An 18,047-nucleotide genomic window follows, 5' to 3' on the forward strand; every position below is an offset into this window, starting at 1 on the left:
ACGGCCCTTCGTTGGCAGCAGGGGGCTGCGGGTGATCAGACGCCGTAGTAAAGCTCGAACTCGAACGGGTGCGGCCGCTGCGCGAGGGGCTTGAGCTCCTTCTCGCGCTTGTAGTCGATCCAGGTCTCGATGAGCTCCTTCGTGAACACCCCGCCCTCGAGGAGGAAGTCGTGGTCGGCCTCGAGCGCGGCCAGCGCCTCGCCGAGCGATCCCGGCACCTGGGGAATGGCCTTGGCCTCCTCGGGCGGGAGCTCGTAGAGGTCCTTGTCGACCGGCTCGTGCGGCTCGATGCGGTTCTTGATGCCGTCGAGGCCGGCCATGAGCTGCGCGGCGAACGCGAGGTACGGGTTGCCCGAGGCATCCGGCGCGCGGAACTCGATGCGCTTCGCTTTGGGGTTGGTGCCCGTGATCGGGATGCGGATCGACGCCGAGCGGTTGCCCGCCGAGTAGACGAGGTTGACCGGGGCCTCGAAGCCCGGGACGAGGCGGTGGTACGAGTTCACCGTCGGGTTCGTGAAGGCGAGCACAGCGGGGGCGTGCTTGAGGAGGCCACCGATGTACCAGCGCGCGATGTCGCTGAGGCCGCCGTAGCCGGCCTCGTCGTAGAAGAGCGGCTTGCCGTCGTTCCAGAGCGACTGGTGGGTGTGCATGCCCGAGCCGTTGTCGCCGAAGAGGGGCTTCGGCATGAACGTCGCCGTCTTGCCCCACTGCTCGGCGGTGTTCTTGACGATGTACTTGAACTTCAGGATGTCGTCGGCCGCGTGCACCATCGTGTCGAAGCGGTAGTTGATCTCGGCCTGGCCGCCCGTGCCGACCTCGTGGTGCGAACGCTCGAGAATCAGCCCGGCGTCGATGAGCTTCAGGCAGATGTCGTCGCGCAGGTCGGCCTGCTTGTCGACGGGGGAGACCGGGAAGTAGCCGCCCTTGTAGGGGGTCTTGTTGCCGAGGTTACCGCCCTCTTCGGCACGGCCCGAGTTCCAGGCGCCCTCCTCGGAGTCGACCGAGTAGAAGCTCGAGTGCTGGTTCACCTCGTAGCGCACGTCGTCGAAGATGTAGAACTCCGCCTCGGGGGCGAAGAAGGCCGTGTCGGCGATGCCGGTCGAGGCGAGGTACTTCTCGGCCTTCTTCGCGACCTGGCGCGGGTCCTTCGCGTAGATCTCACCGTTGCGGGGGTTGTAGATGTCGAACACCATGACCAGCGTGCGCTCGGCGCGGAACGCGTCGATGTACGCGGTCGACACGTCGGGGATGAGCTGCATGTCGGACTCGTGGATGTTCGCGAACCCGCGGATCGAGGAGCCGTCGAACAGCTGCCCGACGGTGAAGAACTCCTCGTCGACCGTGGAGGCCGGGATGTTGAAGTGCTGCTGCACGCCGGGCAGGTCGGTGAACCGGATGTCGAGGAACTTGACATCGGTCTCTTTGATGAACTTGAGCACTTCGGACGAATCACTGAACATGTGATGATCTCCAGGGGGCGGGTGGAACGGATGGACTTGCACAGCCAACGGCGACGGTATCCGCACGCCGTTTCCCGACCGTGACCGGAATGTTTCGGCCATGTTACGCCCATGCCCGATCGGTAGACTCGTGGGGTGCCCGACGCGAAACCCCAGACCTTCGGAGATCTCGAACCCAGCCGCTGGCCCGGCGAACGACTCGGGCTCCCCGCAGAGGGGAGGGGGTCGGTCGGCCGGGCGGGCCGTCGGATCGCGGCGATCTTCATCGACTGGGCCAGCGCGATGCTCATCTCGCTGCTCTTCACGCCGTACGAATCCGTTGCGTACACGTGGGTGACGCCGCTCGTCTTCGCCGTCCTGCAGATCGTGTTCATCCCGACGATCGGCGGGAGCATCGGGCACCGGCTCCTCGGCATGCACGTCGTCCCGCTCGAGGGCGGCTGGATCGGCCTCTGGCGGCCCGTCGTCCGCACGGCCCTGCTCCTCATCGTCGTGCCGGCGCTCGTGTGGGACTCCGACCAGCGCGGCTTCCACGACAAGGTCGCGGGAACGGTGCTCATCCGGGCGTGACCGGCTCCGAGCCATCCGGCCCGTGAACGACGGAGCGGCACCCGCTTCGTGAAGCGGATGCCGCGTGGTCGGCGTGTGCGCTCAGCGCATCTTGCCGCGCTGGGGCCGAACCTTCATCGGGTCGATGCCCTTGGGAATCGGCAGCGACGTCTGCAGCGAGTTCAGGCGGTTCGTGACGGCGAGCACCTCGGGCTTCGTGAGCGCCTTCTTGGTCTTGCGCAACGTCGACGGAAGCTTGTAGAGCTCGATCGATCCCTCGTCATGGCCGACGGAGATGAGCGTGATCGGCACGTTCGGCAGCACGCGGGAGACCTTGCGCTGCTCGTCGTCGAGCATGCGCTTCGTGCGCGTGGCCGGCCCTTCGCTGATGAGCGCGACCCCGCCGCGGCCGACCGCGCGGTACACCGCGTCCTGCGTCTTGCCGTTGACGGCGACCGGCATCTCGTTGCCGACCCATGCACCGCGCAGGCCGCTGCGCAGCACGGCGCCGACGGCACCCGGCTGCCCGTCGATCTGGGCATAGGCGGCACGCTCGGCACGCCGGCCGAGGACGACGAGTGCGAGCAGAAGGCCGGCGAGCACGCCGGCGACGATCCAGAGGGCGATCGTGAAGCCATTGCCCTCGCTCAGCCAGAGGGCGAGCGCGAGGCCCGCGAGCACCGGCACGAGGAACGCGAGGAGCATCAGCCACTGCGCGGTCGGGTCGTAGCGGCGGGTCATCTGGAAGACCTGCCACATCTGCTTGAGCCGGCCCGGCTCCTTCTGAGCCTTCGATGCGTCCTTCGTGCGTGCCATGGTGTCTAGGATACCGGCGGCCGGAGGCCGCTCGGACCGCGATGGGCGCGGAGCGAGCGGCCCCAGACGAAGACGAGGTCGTCGGGCCGACCGGTCGATCAGCCGACGGCCTGGGCGAAGCCGAGCGACGTGTCGGCGAGGTGGGCGAGGCCGGGCGGGAGTGCTCGGCCCTTCGCGTGCATCGACTGCGCCCACAGCCGTCCGGCGCGGTACGACGAGCGCACGAGCGGCCCCGAGAGCACGCCGAGGAAACCGATCTCCTCCGCTTCCGCCTTGATCTCGAGGAACTCCTCCGGACGCACCCAGCGCGCGACCGGCAGATGGCGCGGGCTCGGCCGCAGATACTGCGTGACCGTGATGATGTCGGTGCCGGCGTCGTGGAGGTCGTGCAGCGCCTGCGTGATCTCTGACCGCTCCTCGCCCATGCCGAGGATGAGGTTGGACTTCGTGATGAGCCCTGCGTCGCGTCCCTGCGTGATCACGTCGAGCGAGCGCTCGTAGCGGAACGCCGGGCGGATGCGCTTGAAGATGCGCGGCACCGTCTCGACGTTGTGCGCGAACACCTCGGGCTCTGCGCCGAAGACCTGCTGCAGCAGCTCGGGCTCGCCGTTGAAATCGGGCACGAGGATCTCGACACCGGTGCCGGGGGACTGCCGGTGGATCTCGCGGATCGTCTCGGCGTAGAGCCAGGCTCCGCCGTCGGGCAGGTCGTCGCGGGCGACGCCCGTGACGGTCGAGTAGCGCAGCTGCATTCGCACGACCGACTCTCCGACGCGGCGCGGCTCGTCGGAGTCGAAGTCGGCCGGCTTGCCGGTGTCGATCTGGCAGAAGTCGCAGCGCCGCGTGCATTGCGAGCCGCCGATGAGGAAGGTGGCCTCGCGGTCCTCCCAGCACTCGTAGATGTTGGGGCAGCCGGCCTCCTGGCAGACCGTGTGCAGTTCCTCGCTCTTCACGAGCGACTGCAGCGCGCGGTATTCGGGACCCATCTTCGCCCGGGTCTTGATCCACTCGGGCTTGCGTTCGATCGGCGTCTGGGCGTTGCGGACTTCGAGGCGCAGCATCCTGCGCCCCTCGGGTGCGGTGGTCATGCGGCCAGCGCCTCCTCGAACTCGTCGCGCAGACGTGCGCCCACGGCGTCGACCAGGTCGGCGGGCGTCACCGTGCGGCCGAGCTCGCGACTGATCGTGGTCACGCCGGCGTCGCGGATTCCGCAGGCGACGATCCGCTCGTACGGCTCGAGCGAGTTCGAGCAGTTGAGGGCGAAGCCGTGCATCGTGACGCCCTCGGCGACACGGATGCCGATCGCGGCGATCTTGTTCTCGAGCCCGGGCGACCCGACCCAGACGCCGGAGCGTCCGTCGACTCGGCGTCCGTCGACGCCGAGCTCCTGGAGGACGTCGATGAGGACGCCCTCGAGTCGGCGCACGTAGCCGACGACGTCGACCGGCTCGGCGAGGTGGATGATCGGATACCCCACGAGCTGGCCGGGACCGTGCCAGGTGATCTTGCCGCCGCGGTCGACGTCGATGACGGGTGTCCCGTCGGTCGGCCGTTCGTCGGGAGCGGTTCGCTTCCCGGCAGTGTAGACGGAGGGGTGCTCCAGGAGGAGGACGGTGTCGGGGCGTTCGCCCGCGACGACCGCGCGATGGACGGCGCGCTGAAGGTCGAGACCCTCGATGTACGGCACGGAGTTGGCGCTTAGCCCCGTGACGACGATGTCGAGCATTCGGCCAGTCTAGGCGACTCGTCCTCCCCAACCGTGGCGGTGCCGCATCGGGGCATCCGATCCGTCGGCTCGATCGCGTGCGCCACGAGCTCCGTGGAGACTGCCGGGATGAGACGTGAAGCGAGAAGCGCGGCCGTGACGGCGGCCACCAGGGCGCAGGGCGCGCCCGTGCCGAGCGACGGCGCCGCGGCAGGTGACGGTCGGGTCGCCGGCTACCGGCTGCTTCGCCGCGTCGCGACCGGGGATCGATCCGAGGTGCACCTCGCGGTCGACGCCGTCGACGGTGCAGGGTCGCCGGCAGGTGCCGACGGTGCGACGGCTCGCAGGCCGGTCGCCGTGAAGGTGTACCGCGATGGGGTCGACGACGATCAGATCGGCACCGAGATCGCGGTGATGGGGGCGGATGCCTCGGGCACGCTGCCGACGCTCGTCGACGTCGCCGTGCTCGATGATCGCCGGCGCGTCCTCGTGCTCGACCGCATCGCCGGGCCGACGCTCGCGCATCTCCTCGGCGAACGGCTGCTCGATCCGGGGGAGGCGACCACGATCCTCGCTCCGCTCGTCGCGGCTGCGGCGGGTCTCGCCGACGCGGGATTCGTGCACACGCGGATGGCGACGAGCGACGTCATGATCGACGAGACCGGGAGGCCGCGTCTCGTCGGCCTCGGGGCCGTGCGTTCGCTCGACGCCGCCGGCGCCGCCGTCGCCCGCACGGAGCTGTTGCGCGAGAGCCACCGGCGACTGGCCGCTCTGATCGAGGAGGTGGCGCGATCGACGCGACAACCGGCAGTGTTCGAGCGCGCGGCTGCGATCGCACGGTCCGGGGCGGAGTCCCGGCCGTTCGCCCGCACCGAAGGCGAGATCGAGCGTGCGCTGTTCGCCGCGGCCACTGCCGCACCCGTGCGAACGAACGTCGGCGCGGCGGCTCGAGGGTCGTTGCCGACGCGGATCGCTCCGTCGCCGTCTGGACCGATGATGTCGACGGCGGGCCCGGTCACGTCGCAGGCGACGCGCGAACGGCAACGCCCCGCTGGAAGCCGGGCGCGTGGATGGCGTGCCACGCTCGGCGAGCTCGCGCAGCTGCCGATACCGGCGGTGGAGCGGGTGGCGCGCTCGGCCGACGCCGACCGTGCCGGTGCCGCCCGACGGAGATGGCGGGAACTCATCGCGGGCCGGCGCCGCCCACTGGTGGTCGGTGCCGCCGCCGGCGGAGCGGCGCTCGTGGTGCTGCTGACCCTCGTGCCGCCGGCGGCGGAGGCCGGCGGCGCGGATCGCGAGACGCTCACCGCGACCGACAGCGCGTCGTCCGGCCGAACCGAAGCGCGCCGGGCCGCAGTGCCGACGGGCGGGACCGGCGGCGCTGACGAGGCGCACGGCACCGAGCGGGACTCCGACGGGCCGGCCGCCGAGGAGGGAGACGCCCTCGTCGATCCGGTGGCGGCGGCGGTGGCGCTGATGACGCGCCGGCAGGAGTGCCTGGCCGCGATCGACGCGGGCTGCCTCGACCAGGTCGACCAGCCGGGCTCGGCGCTCGATCGCTCCGACCGGGAGGCACTCGCCCGGGCACGCGAGGGCGAGGTGCCGGAGGTTCCCGGCTTCGCGCTCGACCAACTCTCCGTGAGCGCCGAAATGGGCGACGCCGTGCTGCTCGAGCTCCCGTACGCCGACCCACAACGCGAACCGGCCTCGCTCCTCGTGATGAGGGGCGAGGCCGGTTGGCGACTGCGGGAACTGTTCGACTAGATGCCGAGGTCGGCCTCGAACGCGCCCTCCTCGAGACGGTCCTTGACTGCCGTCAGGAAGCGGGCGGCGTCGGCGCCGTCGATGATGCGGTGGTCGTACGACAGTGCGAGGTACACCATCGAACGCACGGCGATCGCGTCCGCGCCGTCCTGGCTGACCACGACGGGGCGCTTGACGACGACACCCGTGCCGAGGATGGCCGACTGCGGGAGGAAGACGACCGGCGTGTCGAACAGCGCACCACGCGAACCGGTGTTCGTGAGCGTGAACGTGCCGCCGGCGAGCTCGTCGGGCTTCAGCTGGTTGTTGCGGGTCCGCTCGGCGAGATCGGCGATCTGGGCGGCGAGACCTGCGATGTCGAGCTCACCCGCGTTGCGGATGACCGGGGTGAGCAGGCCGCGCTCCGTGTCGACCGCGATGCTCATGTTCTCCTGGGCCGGGTAGACGATGCTGTCGCCGTCGACCGTGGAGTTGATGATCGGGTACGCCTTGAGCGCCTCCGCCGCGGCGAGGCCGAAGAAGGGCAGGAACGACAGCTTGTTGCCGGTCTTCGCGAGGAACTCGCCCTTGACGCGATCACGCAGGCGCGCGATGCGGGTCACGTCCACCTCGACGACGGTGGTGAGCTGCGCGGTCGAGGTCATCGAGACGACGGCCCGCTCGGCGACGACCTTGCGCAGGCGCGTCATCGGAACGGTCGTGCCGCGGAGCGGTGAGGTCTCGAGCGGCTGACGTGCCGGCGCGGCGGCCGCCGCGGCCGGAGCCGTCTGCGCCGAGATGACGTCCTGCTTGCGGATGCGACCGCCGACGCCCGTGCCGGTGACGTTCGCGAGGTCGACGCCCTGCTCGTTCGCGAGCTTGCGGACGATCGGCGTGACGTAGCCCGACGGACCCGCGTGCGCGCCGGAGGCGGGAGCAGTGGCCGGTGCAGCGGGTGCAGCCGGCGCGGCAGCGGGAGCAGCAGCCGGCGCGGCGGGTGCGGCAGCGGGAGCAGCGGCCGGTGCGGCCGGAGCCGGAGCAGCAGGCGCCGCAGCGGCAGGCGTCGCTGCCGGAACGGCTGGCGGAGCCGCCGGAGCAGCGGGCGCTGCCGGAGCGGCGGGCGCCGCAGCCGGCACCTCGGCAGGTGCCACCGGAGCGGCCGGTGCCGCAGGAGCGGCGGGCTCGGCGGCCGGCGGTGCGGCGACCGGCTCGGGTGCGGCGGCGGGAGCCTCGGGCGCGGCGGGAGCCTCGGCCGGCGCGGGAGCGGCCTCGGGCGCCGCAGCGCCCGAACCGTCACCGATCGTGACGAGCGCGGTGCCGACCTCGACGGTCTCGTCCTCCTGGACGAGGATCGCCTCGATGACACCCGCCACGGGCGACGGGATCTCGGTGTCGACCTTGTCGGTCGAGACCTCGAGCAGCGGCTCGTCGACCTCGACACGGTCGCCGACATTCTTCAGCCAGCGGGTGACCGTGCCCTCAGTGACACTCTCGCCGAGTGCCGGGAGGCTGACGGATTCGCTCATGCGCTTGTCTCCTTCACAGCGTGGGAACGCGTTCTAGCTTATTGCAGTCGTGGGGTCGGGCAGCGGACTCAGATGGCGTGCAGCGGCTTGCCGGCGAGCTTGAGCACAGCCTCGCCGAACGCCTCGCCCTGGGTCGGGTGCGCGTGGATGAAGGGGGCGATGTCCTCGGGGTACGCCTCCCAGTTCACGGCGAGCTGCGCCTCGGCGATGAGTTCGCCGACGCGGCCGCCGATCATGTGGACGCCGACGATGGGGCCGTCGTTCACGCGGACGACCTTGATCGATCCGCCGGTGCCGAGGATGCTCGACTTGCCGTTGCCGGCGAGGTTGTAGTCGAACGAGCTGACCTGGTCGGCGCCGAACTTCTCCGCGGCCTTCGCCTCCGTGTAGCCGATCGAAGCGACCTCGGGCTCGCAGTACGTGATCTTCGGGATGTTGACGTCCTCGACGATGATCGGGCTGAGGCCCGCGATCTCCTCCGCGACGAAGATGCCCTGCTGGTAGCTGCGGTGCGCGAGCTGCAGGCCGGGGACGATGTCGCCCGCGGCGTACACGCCGGGAACGCTCGTCTGGAGGCGCTCGTCGGTGATGACGAAGCCGCGGTCGATCGTGATGCCGACCTCTTCGTAGCCGAGGTTCTGCGTCACGGGGCCGCGTCCGACGGCGACGAGCAGCAGGTCGGCCTCGTAGGTCGTGCCGTTCTCGAGCGTGACGACGACGCCCTGGTCGTTCTGCGTGACGCTCTGGAATCGGACGCCGAGCGAGAAGTCGATGCCGCGCTTGCGGAACGCGCGCTCGAGCTGCTTCGAGACCGACTCCTCTTCATTCGGGACGAGGTGGGGGAGCGCCTCGATGATGGTCACCTCGGCGCCGAACGAGCGCCAGACGCTCGCGAACTCGACGCCGATGACGCCGCCGCCGAGCACGGCGACCTTGTTCGGCACGAAGTCGAGCTCGAGCGCCTGCTCGCTCGTGATGACGCGGCCGCCGATCTCGAGACCGGGCAGCGAGCGCGAGTACGAGCCGGTCGCGAGCAGCACGTTCTTGCCGACGTAGCGGTCGTCGCCGACCTGGACGGTGTTCGCGGAGACGAGGCGGCCCTCACCCTCGACGACGAGGATGCCGCGCGCCTTGAGGAGACCCTGGAGGCCCTTCCACTTGCTCGAGACGATGCCCTCGCGGTAGGCGGTGACGCCGCCCATGTCGATGCCCTCGAACGCGGCCTTCACGCCGTACTTCGCGGACTCCTTCGAGACCTCGGCGACCTCGGCCGCGTGCAGGAGCGCCTTCGTGGGGATGCATCCGCGGTGCAGACACGTGCCGCCGAGCTTGTCTTTCTCGATCACCACGGCGGTGAGGCCGAGTTCGACGGCGCGGATCGCTGCGGCATAGCCCGCGCTGCCCCCGCCGAGGACGACAATGTCAAAGTTCTGCTCGGACAACCGCAATCTCCCTTGCGCACCTGATCTGCGACACGGACTGCCACGGGCGTGTCGCCCAGGCAGGCGTTCGGGCGACGTTCTCGCCCTGAACGACCTTACTACTTGGCGGAGAGCTCCTCGCCCAGACGGACGAGGGTGCGCACGGCCGCCCCGGTCGCTCCCGTCCCGGTGAAGCCCCAGCCCGCGCCGGAGTTGTGCGAAGGGCCGGCGATGTCGAGGTGCGCCCAGGGAATCCGCTCCTCGGTGCCCTTGCGCGTGCCGACGAACTCCTGCAGGAAGACGCCGGCGAGCAGCATGCCGGGCACGGTCTGGCCGAGCTTCGTGTTGGTGAGGTCGGCGACGTCGGACTTCAGCATCGGCATGAGGTCCTTGGGCAGCGGCATCGGCCAGACGGCCTCGTCGACGTGGTCCGCCGCGGACCGGACGCGTGCCACGAGCTCGTCGTCGCCGAGCAGGCCGGAGATGCGCCCGCCGAGCGCGACCATCTGCGCACCGGTGAGGGTCGCGACGTCGACGATCGCGTCGGGCTGCTCCTCGCTCGCGGCCACGAGGCCGTCGGCGAGCACGAGCCGCCCCTCGGCGTCGGTGTTGAGCACCTCGACGGTCTTGCCGCCGCGGATGCGGAGCACGTCGTTGGGCCGGGTCGCGGTACCCGAGGGCAGGTTCTCGGCGAGGCACAGCCAGCCGGTCACGCGGATGGGCAGTCCGAGCTCGGCGAACGCGATCATCGCGGAGAGCACGGCGGCGGCGCCGGCCATGTCGGTCTTCATGCCCACCATGGAGAGCATCGGCTTCAGCGAGAGGCCGCCCGAATCGAACGTGATGCCCTTGCCCACGAGCGCGAGGTGGGCGGATGCCTCGGCCGGAGCCCATTCGAGGCGCACGAGGCGCGGCCCGCGGCTGGAGCCCTGGCCGACGCCGAGGATCCCGCCGAAGCCGTCGGCGGCGAGCGCCCGCTCGTCCCAGACCGTCGCCGTCACGCCGACCTCGGCGGCCGCGGCGACGGCGAGCTCGGCGAAGCTCGCCGGGAAGAGCTCCGAGGGCGACGTGTTCACAAGGTCCTTCGTGCGTGCCACGGCGGCGACGACGGAGCGGAGCCGGTCGAGTCCCACCGCCTCGGCGCCGAGTTCGGAGTGCAGGTCGATGCGCGTGACCCGCGGCTTCGCCTCGCTGCGGTACTCGTCGAAGGCGTAGGCGCCGAGCGCGGCGCCCTCGAGCAGTGCGGCGACGGCGTCGGCGTCGCCCAGCGCGACTGCGACGGCCACCGATTCGGCCTTGCCGAGGCGACGCACGGCGGCACCCGCGGCGAGGCGCAGGCTCGAGGCATCCGCTCGGTCGCCCACCCCGGCCACCGCGATGACGCGCGGCCCGCCGTCGGCGCCCGGGAGCCGGGTCAGCTCCTCCGCCGCGCCGGTCGCGCCGAGCGCGACGATCTGCGGGCGCACCCAGTCGAAGCCCTCGGGCGTGAGGAGCTCGACGCCGTCGGCCCCCTGCCTGGCGACGAGGAGCACGACGTCGGCGTCGGCGGAGGCGGCGGTGGAGTCGATCACGGAGAGCGCGGGAACGGTCATGGCTCCAGATGTTACGTGTTCGCTCTGGGCATGCACGGCGCGGCTCCGTCGGCGGCGGGTCGCCGGCACCGCGTCAGTAGGCTGGAAACATGCGCGATCCACGTTCCCTGTACGAGCTGAACGTCGACGTGTCGGTGCCGCCGGGGCTCCCGCTCGTCGCCGGGCTCACCGGCTTCGCCGACGCCGGCGGGGCGGTCGCGCAAACGACCGAGTACCTGCGCGAGACGCTCGAGACGACATCGATCGCGACCTTCGACGTCGACGAGCTCCTCGACTACCGTGCTCGGCGACCGATCATGCTCTTCGAGGGCGACCACTTCACCGAGTACACGCCTCCGCGGCTCGAGCTCGAGCTCGCGCGCGACGAGCTCGGCCGGCCCTTCCTGCTGCTCACCGGCTTCGAACCCGATTTCAAGTGGGAGTGGTTCACGGCGGCCGTGCTGCAGCTCATCGACGAACTGCAGGTGGCGTCGACGACCTGGGTGAACTCGATTCCGATGCCGGTGCCGCACACGCGCCCGATCCGGGTGACCGTGAGCGGCAACCGGGACGAGCTCATCGACACGATGTCCGTCTGGCGTCCGACGACCCAGGTGCCGGGCAACGCGCTGCACCTCGTCGAGTACCGGCTCGTCGAGCTCGGGCATCCGACGACGGGCTTCGTGCTGCTCATCCCGCACTACCTCGCGGACACCGAGTATCCGTCGGCCGCGATCGCCGCCCTCGAGGCGATCAGTGCCGCGACGGGTCGCATCTTCCCGACCGACGCGCTCCGCGAGCAGGGGCGCGACTTCATCGCACGAATCGACGAGCAGGTCGCCGAGAACGGCGAGCTCGCGAAGCTCGTGGGCACCCTCGAGGGGCGGCATGACGCCTACATGGAGGGCACGACCCTGCGATCCCCGCTCACCGACGAGGACGGCGAACTGCCGAGCGCCGACGAGATCGCGGCAGAGCTCGAGAAGTTCCTGGCCTTCCGTCGGTCGCGCGACGACGAACCCCCGCGAGGCGCCTGAACGCGAGGACCGTCCGATCCGGGGAATGGCGGGTGGCCCGCCGACGTTGTCTGTGGATGTGCGGCGGGGCGTCGGGCGTGCGCGTCGATCGTTCAGGACCTGTATAATTAAGGCAGGACCCGTTCGGGTTCGCGGGCACGATCGAGACCGTGCCATCCACGCGGACTTGACATGGGTCCTCATAGTGTCCGAAAACGACCGGACCGAATGCACGAGCCGCGCCTTCCGAGAGGGCACACGCCGCGCGACGGTAGGAGAGGTTCAAACGTATGGCAACGACGAAGGCGAAGGCCGAGGCCGAGGCTGAGAAGCCGGCCGCGAAGCGCCAGACCGCCGCGAAGTCGACTGCGAGCAAGGCGCCTGCGAAGGCGCCCGCCGCGAAGGCGGCTGCGAAGACCACGACGGCGTCGAAGACGCCTCGCACGAGCACGGCCAAGAGCGCCGCGAAGCCCCGCACCAAGGCGAAGGGCAAGGCCGCCGACGACGAAGAGGACGACGAGGTCGACCCCGCCGACCTCGAGGTGGTCGAGACCGACGCCGCCGAGGGGGCCCACGACGAGGCGACCGACGAGGACGACGACGCGAAGCCCGTCGCCATCGAACCGCACCCGACGGGTGCGCTCGTGCTGCGCGCCTCCGACGACGAAGACGAGGTGCCGGTCTACTCGTCCACCATCACGGGCGCGACGGCCGACCCGGTCAAGGACTACCTCAAGCAGATCGGCAAGGTCGCGCTCCTGAACGCGGCCGAAGAGGTCGAGCTCGCGATGCGCATCGAGGCGGGACTCTTCGCCGAGGAGAAGCTGTCGCAGATGAGCGACACCGAGAAGCGGTCGCAGCTCGGTCGCGAGCTGCAGTGGGTCGCGAAGGACGGCCAGCGCGCCAAGAGCCACCTGCTCGGCGCCAACCTGCGCCTGGTCGTCTCGCTCGCGAAGCGCTACACGGGTCGAGGCATGCAGTTCCTCGACCTCATCCAGGAGGGCAACCTCGGTCTCATCCGCGCGGTCGAGAAGTTCGACTACACCAAGGGCTTCAAGTTCTCGACCTACGCCACGTGGTGGATCCGCCAGGCGATCACGCGCGCGATGGCCGACCAGGCCCGCACCATCCGCATTCCCGTGCACATGGTCGAGGTCATCAACAAGCTCGCCCGCGTGCAGCGCCAGATGCTGCAGGACCTCGGGCGCGAGCCCACGCCCGAAGAGCTGAGCCGCGAACTCGACATGACCCCCGAGAAGGTCATCGAGGTGCAGAAGTACGGCCGCGAGCCGATCTCGCTGCACACGCCGCTCGGTGAGGACGGCGACAGCGAGTTCGGCGACCTGATCGAAGACACCGAGGCGGTCGTGCCGGCCGACGCCGTGGGCTTCACGATGCTGCAGAAGCAGCTCGAGTCGCTCCTCGACTCCCTGAGCGAGCGCGAGGCGGGCGTCATCCGGATGCGCTTCGGCCTCGGCGACGGCATGCCGAAGACCCTCGACCAGATCGGCGACACGTTCGGCGTGACCCGCGAGCGCATCCGCCAGATCGAGTCGAAGACGATGGCGAAGCTCCGCCACCCCTCGCGGTCGCAGTCGCTGCGCGACTACCTCGAGTAGGCCGCCGGTGCGCGCTGGATCCCTGCGTTATGGGCCGGCGATCCTCGTCGGCAGACTCACCAGATTCGCCGCCCGGCTGCGCAAGCCGGGCGGCGGCTCTGCCGTTCCCGGTCTGGTCGTGAACCGGATCGCGCCGAACTACTTGAAGCGCACCCTGTCGGGTTTCCCGCAGGGGCTCGTCGTGGTCTCCGGATCGGCGGGCAAGTCGACGACGACGAAGATGCTCGTCGCGATCCTCCGCGAGCACGGCGTCGACGTGTTCACCAACCCGTCGACCGCGAACATCAGCCAGGGGCTGACCTCGGCGCTGCTCGAGCAGGCCGACTGGCGGGGCCGGGTGCCGGGCGAGGTCGCCGTCCTCGAGATGGACGAGGGCCACGGCGCGCTCGTCATGCAGGGCGTCGATGCGCGCGTCGTCTGCCTGACGAACGTGATGGTCGACCAGATCGACCGGTTCCACGACTCCGAGATGGTCGCGGGCATGCTCGGCCGGATCGCCGCCCGGGCGGGGGAGTCGGTCGTCGTGAACGCCGACGACGCCTACCTCGAGCGGCTCGCCGAGAAGGTCGGGCCGGATGTCTCGGTGCGACGCTTCGGCGTCTCGCAATCGGTCCTCGACGCGGCGCCGCGGGGGCTCGGCTACACCGAGACGTCGACGACGCGTCTCGACCCCGCCGCAGGAGTCGTGATCGACTCGGTCGAGGGTCGCACGACCACGCTCCTCGACGAAGGTCGTCGGGTCGTCGCCGGGCTGCCGGCACGCGGAACGCATTACGCGGTCGACGCCGCGGCAGCGTACTCGACGGCGAAGGCCGTGCTCGGCGAACGCTTCTCGGGCGAGACCGCGGCGCGAGCGCTCGACGCGATCCCCGCCGTGTTCGGCCGGGGCGAGCGAGTGACCGTGCGAGGACAGGAGGTCGAGTTCGTGCTCGTGCAGAACCCTGCGAGCTACCAGCTCAACGTGGACAGCATCGAACCCGGCACGAGCGACATCCTCTTCGCGATCGGGTCCGACGTCCGTGATCCGTCGTACTTCTGGCCGGCGGACGCGTCGTCGCTCCGACGGGTTGCGATCGTCAGCGGATCGAAGGCGGCAGAGGCCGCGCTCATGCTCGCCTACGACGGCGTCGGCATCGATCGCATCGAGCCCGACCTGGCGCGCGCGCTCGACGACTTCCTCGCTGCACCCGCGCCGACCGCCGGCGTGAAGACGATCGTCTTCTCGGCCGACTCGATGCGCCGCACGAGGGCGCACCTCGGATTGACGGGTACCGAATGAGCTTCACGATCGTCTCGCTGCTGCCGACGCTGCAGAACACCAACGGGGACGCGCAGAACGCGCAGGTGCTCGCGATGCGCGCGCGGTGGGCGGGCCTGGAGGCCGACGTCCGTGCCGTCGACGATGCCGCCGTGCTGCCCGACCGCGTCGACGCGGTCGTGCTCGGCTCCGGCAGCGACGCCTCGCTCGAGGCGAGCCGCGAACGGCTCCTCGGACTCCACGACGAACTCCGGCGGTGGGGCACCGAGGGCGTACCGATCCTCGGCGTCGGCACCGGCTGGGAGTTGCTCAGCTGGGGCATCGAGACCGGGGACGGTCGCAGCATCGAGGGACTCGGCATCCTCCCGGGGCGGGCCGTGCCGCGTGCCGAGCGCGTCACGGGCGACCTCGTCGTGCGCTCACCCGCGTTCGGCATGCTCGTCGGCTTCGAGAACCATGCGCGCGACTACATCGGGGCCGAGGGCTCGCCCCTCGGCCGCGTGCTCGCGGGTGGCGGCAACGGCCGCGACTCCGGACAGGAGGGCGTGGTCATGGGCTCGGTGTTCGGCACCCACCTGCACGGCCCCGTGCTCGCGAAGAACCCGGCCTTCGCCGATCGCCTGCTGACGATCATGGCCGAGCGCGCGGGGGTCGACTACACGCCCGGGGGGCGCTCCGAGGAGGTCGACGGCTACGCGGCCGCGGCACGCTCGGTGCAAGCACGCGCCGCCGGCGTCGAGGCGCCCGACGCTTGAGCGTTCGGCGGCTGCCACCGCCCCGCAACGAAGCAACGCCCCGGTCCTGCCGGGGCGTTGCTCGTGTCGTGCGTCAGGTCGTCAGTTGCGGTCGTCGGCGAGGAGGCGATCGCTCTCGTCGTGCCAGCTCTGTGCGATCTGCGAGAGCTTCTCCTGGTGCTTGCGGCCGTGGTGGGCGCAGAACAGCAGTTCGCCGCTCGCAACGACGACGCGGATGTAGGCCTGGGCGCCGCAGGCGTCGCAGCGGTCGAGCGCCGTGAGCTCGTAGGGGGTCTCGACTTCGACCGCACCGGTGGTTTCGGTGTACTGGGTCATGGCTCCTCCTCCGTCGCTCATGCTCGATCTTCCGTTCATCAATGAAAACACGCGTAGCAGCGGGGGACTTCCGTTCCGCCGGGCATTTCGCTCAGCGCGTAGCGCCTGCACTCCGGTGTCGGCCGCGCTCACTAGGCTTGTTCGACGTGAGCTCCGACTATTCCGCCCGCCATCTCTCCGTCCTCGAAGGGCTCGAGGCGGTGCGCAAGCGCCCCGGCATGTACATCGGCTCGACCGATTCGCGCGGCCTCATGCACTGCCTCTGGGAGATCATTGACAACTCGGTCGATGAGGCGCTCGCCGGTCACGGCACCGAGATCGGCGTCCTGCTCCACCCCGACGGCAGCGTGGAGGTGCGCGACCGGGCACGAGGCATCCCCGTCGACGTCGAACCCAAGACGGGGCTCACCGGCGTCGAGGTCGTCTTCACCAAGCTGCACGCCGGCGGCAAGTTCGGGTCGGGGTCGTACGCGGCCTCGGGCGGCCTGCACGGCGTCGGCGCTTCGGTCGTGAACGCCCTGAGCGAGCGACTCGATGTCGAGGTCGACCGCGACGGCAAGACGTACGCGATGTCCTTCCACCGCGGTGAGCCGGGCGTCTTCGCCGATTCGGGTTCGCCCTCGCCCGAAGCGCCGTTCACCCCCTTCGAGAAGCAGAGCGAGCTGCGCGTGGTGGGCAAGGTCGCCAAGGGCGTGACCGGCACGCGCATCCGGTACTGGGCCGACCGCCAGATCTTCACAAAGGGCGCCGAGTTCCAGACCGACGAGCTGCTCGGCCGGGCACGGCAGACGGCGTTCCTCGTGCCGGGACTCGCGATCGACGTCACCGACGAGCGCGGCGAGACGCCGCACACCACGTCCTTCCAGTTCGAGGGCGGCATCTCAGAGTTCGTCGAGCACCTCTCGCCCGACTCGCCCATCACCGACATCTGGCGCCTGACCGGCTCCGGTCACTTCACCGAGACCGTGCCCGTCCTGAGCGAGACGGGGGCGATGGCGCCGACCGAGCTCTCCCGCGAGTGCGAGGTCGACATCGCACTGCGGTGGGGCACGGGCTACGAGACCGTCATGCGTTCGTTCGTGAACATCATCGCCACGCCGAAGGGCGGCACGCACCAGGCCGGATTCGACCAGGGCCTGCTGAAGTTCCTGCGGCAGCAGGTCGAGCAGAACGCACGCCGGCTCAAGGCGGGCAACGACAAGCTCGAGAAGGACGACGTGCTCGCCGGTCTCACCGCCGTGATCACGGTGCGCCTTCCCGAGCCGCAGTTCGAGGGCCAGACGAAAGAGGTGCTCGGCACGCCCGCCGTGCGCAGCATCGTCTCGAACGTGCTCACGAAGGAGCTGAAGGAGCGCTTCGCGTCGACGAAGCGCGACGACAAGACGCAGTCGGCGCTGCTGCTCGACAAGGTCGTCGCCGAGATGAAGTCGCGCATCTCCGCACGCGCCCACAAGGAGACGCAGCGGCGCAAGAACGCGCTCGAGAGCTCGTCGCTGCCGGCCAAGCTCGTCGACTGCCGCTCCAACGACGTCGCCCACTCGGAGCTCTTCATCGTCGAGGGCGACTCGGCGCTCGGCACCGCGAAGCTCGCGCGCGACAGCGAGCACCAGGCGCTGCTGCCCATCCGAGGCAAGATCCTGAACGTGCAGAAGGCGAGCGTGGCCGACATGCTCGGCAACGCCGAGTGCGCGTCGATCATCCAGGTGATCGGCGCCGGCTCTGGACGCAGCTTCGATCTCTCGCAGGCCCGCTACGGCAAGGTCATCCTGATGGCCGACGCCGACGTCGACGGCGCGCACATCCGCACGCTGCTGCTCACGCTCTTCTTCCGCTACATGCGCCCGATGATCGAAGAGGGTCGTGTGTTCGCCGCGGTGCCGCCGCTGCACCGGGTGGTGGTGATGAACCCCGGCTCGAAGCCCAACGAGACGATCTACACGTACTCCGAAGCGGAGCTCGCCGGCGTGCTCGCCGGGCTCGACAAGCAGAAGAAGCGCTACCAGGACCCGATCCAGCGCTACAAGGGACTCGGTGAGATGGACGCCGATCAGCTCGCCACCACGACGATGGACCGTCGGCACCGCACGCTGCGACGGGTGGGCATCGGCGACGCCGAGAACGCGGGTCGTGTGTTCGAGCTCCTCATGGGCAACGACGTCGCGCCGCGCAAGGAATTCATCATCGAGAGCTCCGACGCCCTCGAGCGGGACCGCATCGACGCCTGATCGTCCGTCCTGACCCGCCTCCGGTCAACGCCGGAGGCGGGGTGTCGTGCGATCGCCGGCGCATCGGT

General features: G+C 70.1%; 15 protein-coding genes. 7 read left to right on the top strand and 8 right to left on the bottom strand.

Annotated elements, in window-relative coordinates; genetic code table 11:
- Window positions 1-35: 35 nt before the first annotated feature.
- Complete coding sequence (gene glnA, locus ACFWGP_RS03875) at window positions 36-1,460, bottom strand: type I glutamate--ammonia ligase (RefSeq protein WP_231431089.1); 1,425 nt, start codon at window positions 1,458-1,460, stop codon at window positions 36-38.
- Between the two features lie 135 nt (window positions 1,461-1,595).
- Here glnA and ACFWGP_RS03880 point away from each other — a divergent pair, with 135 nt between their 5' ends.
- The gene (locus tag ACFWGP_RS03880; RefSeq protein WP_376930158.1) at window positions 1,596-2,030 is read left to right on the top strand and encodes an RDD family protein; all 435 of its coding nucleotides are present in this window, start codon (window positions 1,596-1,598) and stop codon (window positions 2,028-2,030) included.
- An 81-nt stretch (window positions 2,031-2,111) separates the two neighbouring features.
- On the opposite strand, the gene ACFWGP_RS03885 is transcribed toward ACFWGP_RS03880, so the two are convergent.
- The 3 genes from ACFWGP_RS03885 to lipB all read right to left on the bottom strand — a co-directional run bounded on the left by ACFWGP_RS03885 (window position 2,112) and on the right by lipB (window position 4,551).
- Window positions 2,112-2,825, bottom strand: coding sequence for a DUF4191 domain-containing protein (locus tag ACFWGP_RS03885; RefSeq protein ID WP_376930159.1), 714 nt, complete (start codon window positions 2,823-2,825; stop codon window positions 2,112-2,114).
- 98 nt (window positions 2,826-2,923) lie between these two features.
- The gene (gene lipA, locus ACFWGP_RS03890) at window positions 2,924-3,913 is read right to left on the bottom strand and encodes a lipoyl synthase (protein ID WP_376930160.1); all 990 of its coding nucleotides are present in this window, start codon (window positions 3,911-3,913) and stop codon (window positions 2,924-2,926) included.
- Window positions 3,910-4,551, bottom strand: a complete 642-nt coding sequence (gene lipB, locus ACFWGP_RS03895) for a lipoyl(octanoyl) transferase LipB (RefSeq protein ID WP_231431085.1) — start codon at window positions 4,549-4,551, stop codon at window positions 3,910-3,912. The genes lipA and lipB overlap by 4 nt, the downstream gene beginning before the upstream one ends.
- A 135-nt stretch (window positions 4,552-4,686) precedes the next feature.
- Between lipB and ACFWGP_RS03900 the strand changes: the two genes are divergently transcribed.
- Window positions 4,687-6,294, top strand: coding sequence for a hypothetical protein (locus ACFWGP_RS03900; protein WP_376930161.1), 1,608 nt, complete (start codon window positions 4,687-4,689; stop codon window positions 6,292-6,294).
- Here the strand turns inward: ACFWGP_RS03900 and ACFWGP_RS03905 are convergent.
- The 3 genes from ACFWGP_RS03905 to ACFWGP_RS03915 form a co-directional block, all read right to left on the bottom strand.
- Window positions 6,291-7,799: a 2-oxo acid dehydrogenase subunit E2 gene (locus tag ACFWGP_RS03905; protein WP_376930162.1), complete on the bottom strand. Its 1,509-nt coding sequence runs from the start codon at window positions 7,797-7,799 to the stop codon at window positions 6,291-6,293. The genes ACFWGP_RS03900 and ACFWGP_RS03905 overlap by 4 nt on opposite strands.
- 68 nt (window positions 7,800-7,867) lie before the next feature.
- Window positions 7,868-9,241, bottom strand: a complete 1,374-nt coding sequence (gene lpdA, locus ACFWGP_RS03910) for a dihydrolipoyl dehydrogenase (RefSeq protein WP_376930163.1) — start codon at window positions 9,239-9,241, stop codon at window positions 7,868-7,870.
- A gap of 98 nt (window positions 9,242-9,339) precedes the next feature.
- On the bottom strand, window positions 9,340-10,812 hold the full coding sequence (locus ACFWGP_RS03915; RefSeq protein ID WP_376930164.1) for a leucyl aminopeptidase: 1,473 nt from the start codon (window positions 10,810-10,812) through the stop codon (window positions 9,340-9,342).
- 89 nt (window positions 10,813-10,901) lie between these two features.
- On the opposite strand from ACFWGP_RS03915, the gene ACFWGP_RS03920 reads away from it, so the two are divergent.
- From ACFWGP_RS03920 to ACFWGP_RS03935, 4 genes are all read left to right on the top strand, one after another.
- On the top strand, window positions 10,902-11,828 hold the full coding sequence (locus ACFWGP_RS03920) for a proteasome assembly chaperone family protein (protein ID WP_275505830.1): 927 nt from the start codon (window positions 10,902-10,904) through the stop codon (window positions 11,826-11,828).
- 269 nt (window positions 11,829-12,097) lie between these two features.
- Window positions 12,098-13,426: an RNA polymerase sigma factor gene (locus ACFWGP_RS03925; RefSeq protein WP_231431079.1), complete on the top strand. Its 1,329-nt coding sequence runs from the start codon at window positions 12,098-12,100 to the stop codon at window positions 13,424-13,426.
- Window positions 13,427-13,544: 118 nt separating this feature from the next.
- On the top strand, window positions 13,545-14,705 hold the full coding sequence (locus ACFWGP_RS03930; protein WP_231431078.1) for a Mur ligase family protein: 1,161 nt from the start codon (window positions 13,545-13,547) through the stop codon (window positions 14,703-14,705).
- Window positions 14,702-15,439 (top strand): type 1 glutamine amidotransferase, encoded by a 738-nt coding sequence (locus tag ACFWGP_RS03935; protein WP_231431077.1) that lies wholly within the window; start codon window positions 14,702-14,704, stop codon window positions 15,437-15,439. The genes ACFWGP_RS03930 and ACFWGP_RS03935 overlap by 4 nt, the downstream gene beginning before the upstream one ends.
- An 81-nt stretch (window positions 15,440-15,520) precedes the next feature.
- Here ACFWGP_RS03935 and ACFWGP_RS03940 read toward each other — a convergent pair whose 3' ends face one another.
- Window positions 15,521-15,754 carry a hypothetical protein gene (locus ACFWGP_RS03940; protein WP_231431076.1) on the bottom strand — a complete coding sequence of 78 codons (234 nt, stop codon included), beginning with the start codon at window positions 15,752-15,754 and terminating at the stop codon, window positions 15,521-15,523.
- 146 nt (window positions 15,755-15,900) lie between these two features.
- On the opposite strand from ACFWGP_RS03940, the gene ACFWGP_RS03945 reads away from it, so the two are divergent.
- On the top strand, window positions 15,901-17,979 hold the full coding sequence (locus ACFWGP_RS03945) for a type IIA DNA topoisomerase subunit B (protein WP_376930165.1): 2,079 nt from the start codon (window positions 15,901-15,903) through the stop codon (window positions 17,977-17,979).
- The last annotated feature ends 68 nt before the right edge of the window (window positions 17,980-18,047 follow it).

The sequence above is a fragment of the Agromyces sp. NPDC127015 genome, from assembly GCF_042725165.1.
Classification (GTDB): Bacteria; Actinomycetota; Actinomycetes; order Actinomycetales; family Microbacteriaceae; genus Agromyces; species Agromyces chromiiresistens.

Bases quoted from the DNA above. Each gene is read 5' to 3' on its own strand.
- glnA (WP_231431089.1), bottom strand. From the start codon at position 1,460: ATGTTCAGTGATTCGTCCGAAGTGCTCAAGTTCATCAAAGAGACCGAT.
- ACFWGP_RS03885 (WP_376930159.1), bottom strand. From the start codon at position 2,825: ATGGCACGCACGAAGGACGCATCGAAGGCTCAGAAGGAGCCGGGCCGG.
- lipA (WP_376930160.1), bottom strand. From the start codon at position 3,913: ATGACCACCGCACCCGAGGGGCGCAGGATGCTGCGCCTCGAAGTCCGC.
- lipB (WP_231431085.1), bottom strand. From the start codon at position 4,551: ATGCTCGACATCGTCGTCACGGGGCTAAGCGCCAACTCCGTGCCGTAC.
- ACFWGP_RS03905 (WP_376930162.1), bottom strand. From the start codon at position 7,799: ATGAGCGAATCCGTCAGCCTCCCGGCACTCGGCGAGAGTGTCACTGAG.
- ACFWGP_RS03915 (WP_376930164.1), bottom strand. From the start codon at position 10,812: ATGACCGTTCCCGCGCTCTCCGTGATCGACTCCACCGCCGCCTCCGCC.
- ACFWGP_RS03920 (WP_275505830.1), top strand. From the start codon at position 10,902: ATGCGCGATCCACGTTCCCTGTACGAGCTGAACGTCGACGTGTCGGTG.
- ACFWGP_RS03925 (WP_231431079.1), top strand. From the start codon at position 12,098: ATGGCAACGACGAAGGCGAAGGCCGAGGCCGAGGCTGAGAAGCCGGCC.
- ACFWGP_RS03935 (WP_231431077.1), top strand. From the start codon at position 14,702: ATGAGCTTCACGATCGTCTCGCTGCTGCCGACGCTGCAGAACACCAAC.
- ACFWGP_RS03940 (WP_231431076.1), bottom strand. From the start codon at position 15,754: ATGACCCAGTACACCGAAACCACCGGTGCGGTCGAAGTCGAGACCCCC.